Source organism: Microcystis sp., from assembly GCF_048564745.1.
GTDB lineage: Bacteria > Cyanobacteriota > Cyanobacteriia > Cyanobacteriales > Microcystaceae > Microcystis > Microcystis ichthyoblabe_A.
The window spans coordinates 1-3,354 of the sequence record NZ_JBLZRT010000168.1 but is presented as its reverse complement, the minus strand read 5'-3'; the positions used below and the strand labels follow the sequence as shown (position 1 = coordinate 3,354).

Here is a 3,354-nt window from a genome sequence, read left to right as displayed (position 1 = left end):
ATCTCTCAACAAAGCTCGAAAACCAGCTTGCTGAAAATGAATATCCGTTGTTAATGCTTCCGTTATTCTACGCTCTTCCATTACAATAAAAGAAATACAGTCAACAATTCCCCAATTTTTATCGTTTCTTTGACAATATAGTTGAAAAGCTTTTTGATAGAGAATTTCCGATAAGGGAATAACTGTCACCGTTTTGTCCTTTTCTAATGAGGACAATAATTTAATTGACTTAGAGCGATATTTTTGTTTAGATAAAGCATTGCCAATCTCTAAAATAATGGCTCTGGTTGTAACTAAAGGTGTTTTTGAAGCTTTTAATTGTTGGGCAATGGCAAGTGCTTTATGATGATAATCGTCCGTAGATGAAGATAAAGCGATCACATAACTTGTATCGAGAAATTTCTCAGGGTTCATGCTCTTTTTCTTCACCATATAAATATTTATCTAGATTTTCTGACCAATCAGAGGGTCCGTCTAGTTGTAATGATTCTGCTGTCTCTAAAAAAGAAGTGAGTTCATTATTTTCATCCGATAAGTTATCAACAATAATGCGAACACGAGTATTAGCCTTCAATCTAACGGGTTGCTCTGGATGAAAGACCTTTCCGTCAAATAATGCGTTAATAGAATTAAGCATGATCTGTTGGTGAAATGATTTTTACTTGAAATATCTATATTATAAATGTAACACACCAAATTGATTGTTATTCGCTGTCATCTTGTTGGTTAAACTTTAAAGCTGCCGCTTGGGATAGGAAGGCAAAGGGCGATCGCTTTTTGATGAGGAGGAGGGGCGATCACATATCGTATTTTTCTATTATCATAGTAAAATTAGGCAAATATTTTGAAAATAACATGAAAATTAAAGCTCTAATCTGGCAAGAAGATGGTATTTGGTGCGGTTCCGTACCGGCATTGCCAGGCTGTCATACCTGGGGAGAAAGCTACGAACAATTATTAGAAATGTTGCAAGATGCAGTTCAAGGATGGCTTGAAGTTGCAAGTCAAGAAACAGAAATTGAAGCAGAAAAAGAGCTAGTCGAATTATCATTATGAAATCTATTTCTGGCCAAGCCCTTTGTAAAATTATCGAACGTTATGGTTAGCAGTTAAAACGCATTAGTAGTAGTCATCATATTTATACAAAACAGGGAATGAAAGTTATTTTATCCGTTCCTGTTCATGGCAATAAAGATTTACCAATTGGTACTCTTAAGAGTATTTTGAAAGATGCTGATCTGACCGAAGATGACTTGAGATAACGGTGATCGCTGTTTTCTTGTTGATTAAATCTTAAAAACGCGATCAGGTTTTCTTTTGAAATCTAGGGTAAAGCTGTTAAAACAAAACGGATAGACGTTGCCACTACCGCCGTAAACAAAATCCCAATCAAAGCCCAAACCTGATTGCCCTGATTGCTTTCTACCTTTTCTATCTGTAATTCCATTTTATCGAATCGCTTATCCATTGAATCCAATCGTTTCTCTACATTATCAACTTTGGTTTCTACAGTAGCCAATCGAATCTGTACTTGATTCACATCTTTAGAAATTGTATCTAGCTTCTGATTCATTTCTGCTAGAACTTCGCGCAAATCTGTTTCGATGATAGTCGGTGTTGGCATAACTCATCTTGTTAATCAGGCTGACACACTCATTTTAATCTATTTTTTTGCTGAGAGAACGGCCTCTTCTCAAAATATAGCAATTCTCATTTTAAGGTTTCATGACATTAAAACCCTTGCACCTAGAGGGGTTAATAATTCTTAACGAATCTCTAGATCGCTGAAACAACGCAAAATCGTTTCAAAATGAGAATAGCTGGTACGAATTGCGGTGCAGACAATACCTTACTCAAAAAACCCTGCGCTACTATTAGAACTAGAGGCGATCATTTTAAGGGCAACTGAGCCACCGTATAATGTTCAAATTCCTATGGAGTCCTAACCCATGCAAGTGAAACTTTCGGAGCAAATCTCGTCTGCGGATGCGGAAAATATTTTAAAGTGCTTACCAGACTGGATTCAGGATGCCCTGATTGCTCGCGCTACTGAAATTGATTATCCCGTTGAAGCAATCCTTGAGATGGCGATCGCCAGTTTTCTAGACACAGAGGCATTAAGTTTTGCCGACTGTAAGCCAGGGCGAGGTCAATAAGTGCGATCGCTCTTGTAGTAACGCACTAAATTGATTGTTATTCACCGTAATTATCTGATTTTTTGGATTTTTATTAATGCGATCACCGAGCTTGTAGCTGATCTTGTAGTGCGATCATTTTTTGATGATGGGGAGGGGCGATGGTTTTTGGGAGGAGCAATTTTTGGGGAATGGCGATTTGGATGAGGAGGGGCGATCATTTTTGGGGAGGAGGAGGGGCGATTTTGAGGAGGAGGGGCGATCGCTCCCTAATCAGTATAAGTTGATATAATTATCGTATGTTTATCTGGTCGTCAAAATGTTGCTAAAAATCGTACAAATCGGTAATTCTCAAGCAATTACAATTCCTCAAGCAATTATGGAACAGTGTGAACTTCTGGACGAAGTTGAGGCGATAGTTGATGGAAAAAGAATTATTCTGAGTGCTAAAAAGAAGGTGAGGGAAGGCTGGGCTGAGTTATTTGATGATGCTCCTATTGAAGCCGAGTTACAGGATTGGTTAGGGGTGGAAAACGAGTTTGAGCGGCAAAATCAATGGTAGAAAGATTTAGCATCCTGTTGGTGGCACTCGATCCAACTAGGGGGTCTGAACTGCAAAAAACTCGACCTTGTGTTGTTGTTTCTCCTAGTGAAATTAATGCTCGATTAAGAACAGTCGTTATTGCACCAATCACCAGTACTGTCAAAAATTACCCAACAAGAATCCCCATTGATCAAGAAAATGTGCGCGGCAGTATTGCTTTAGATCAAATTAGGGCGATTGACAAAACCCGAATTGTTGCCACAATTGGCAGTCTTGACGAACGGGTAGCAATGGTAGTGGCTGATCGATTGGTTGAATTTTTTCACTACTGATTGTCACCGAATTTGTTCGGTTTTAGTATCGCTTTTTTATAAAACAGGGAGAGGTGATCGCTTTTTAGAGTAAGGGTGAAAGGGCGATCGCTTTTGGGAGGAGCAATTTTTTGGGAATGGCTATCGCTGTTGGGTGATGAGGAGAGGCGATCGTTTTTGGGTGATGTGGGAATGGCGATCACTTTTGGGTGATGGGGGAATGGCGATCGCCTGCCCTGAGATTAATCTCTCAACAAAGCTCGAAAACCAGCTTGCTGAAAATGAATATCCGTTGTTAATGCTTCCGTTATTCTACGCTCTTCCATTACAATAAAAGAAATACAGTCAACAATTCCCCAATTTT

The 3,354-nt window shown here is 39.0% G+C and carries 8 protein-coding genes and 1 pseudogene; 5 read left to right on the top strand and 4 right to left on the bottom strand.

Going from position 1 to position 3,354, the window contains the following annotated elements:
• Both ACOCD9_RS18175 and ACOCD9_RS18170 read right to left on the bottom strand, forming a co-directional pair.
• On the bottom strand, nt 1-414 hold a 414-nt coding region (locus ACOCD9_RS18175), incomplete at its 3' end, for a type II toxin-antitoxin system VapC family toxin (protein ID WP_288115891.1).
• Nucleotides 404-637 (bottom strand): hypothetical protein, encoded by a 234-nt coding sequence (locus tag ACOCD9_RS18170; RefSeq protein ID WP_036401137.1) that lies wholly within the window; start codon nt 635-637, stop codon nt 404-406. The genes ACOCD9_RS18170 and ACOCD9_RS18175, both read right to left, overlap by 11 nt.
• Nucleotides 638-855: 218 nt before the next feature.
• Here ACOCD9_RS18170 and ACOCD9_RS18165 point away from each other — a divergent pair, with 218 nt between their 5' ends.
• Complete coding sequence (locus tag ACOCD9_RS18165; protein ID WP_002735173.1) at nt 856-1,056, top strand: type II toxin-antitoxin system HicB family antitoxin; 201 nt, start codon at nt 856-858, stop codon at nt 1,054-1,056.
• Nucleotides 1,053-1,262, top strand: a pseudogene (locus tag ACOCD9_RS18160) (type II toxin-antitoxin system HicA family toxin). The gene ACOCD9_RS18165 and the pseudogene ACOCD9_RS18160 overlap by 4 nt, the downstream one beginning before the upstream one ends.
• A gap of 62 nt (nt 1,263-1,324) precedes the next feature.
• Here ACOCD9_RS18160 and ACOCD9_RS18155 read toward each other — a convergent pair.
• Nucleotides 1,325-1,624 (bottom strand): hemolysin XhlA family protein, encoded by a 300-nt coding sequence (locus ACOCD9_RS18155; RefSeq protein WP_002755782.1) that lies wholly within the window; start codon nt 1,622-1,624, stop codon nt 1,325-1,327.
• A gap of 325 nt (nt 1,625-1,949) precedes the next feature.
• Between ACOCD9_RS18155 and ACOCD9_RS18150 the strand changes: the two genes are divergently transcribed.
• The 3 genes from ACOCD9_RS18150 (at nt 1,950) to ACOCD9_RS18140 (ending at nt 3,011) form a co-directional block, all read left to right on the top strand.
• Entirely contained in the window at nt 1,950-2,156 is a 207-nt protein-coding gene (locus tag ACOCD9_RS18150; protein ID WP_002736760.1) for a hypothetical protein, read from the top strand.
• A 298-nt stretch (nt 2,157-2,454) separates the two neighbouring features.
• Nucleotides 2,455-2,697 carry an AbrB/MazE/SpoVT family DNA-binding domain-containing protein gene (locus tag ACOCD9_RS18145; protein WP_002736094.1) on the top strand — a complete coding sequence of 81 codons (243 nt, stop codon included), beginning with the start codon at nt 2,455-2,457 and terminating at the stop codon, nt 2,695-2,697.
• Nucleotides 2,691-3,011 carry a type II toxin-antitoxin system PemK/MazF family toxin gene (locus tag ACOCD9_RS18140; protein WP_002735990.1) on the top strand — a complete coding sequence of 107 codons (321 nt, stop codon included), beginning with the start codon at nt 2,691-2,693 and terminating at the stop codon, nt 3,009-3,011. The genes ACOCD9_RS18145 and ACOCD9_RS18140 overlap by 7 nt, the downstream gene beginning before the upstream one ends.
• Here the strand turns inward: ACOCD9_RS18140 and ACOCD9_RS18135 are convergent.
• A complete protein-coding gene (locus ACOCD9_RS18135) occupies nt 3,005-3,193 on the bottom strand; it encodes a hypothetical protein (protein WP_130756655.1) in 189 nt (62 codons plus the stop codon). The genes ACOCD9_RS18140 and ACOCD9_RS18135 overlap by 7 nt on opposite strands.
• Nucleotides 3,194-3,354 lie beyond the last annotated feature (161 nt).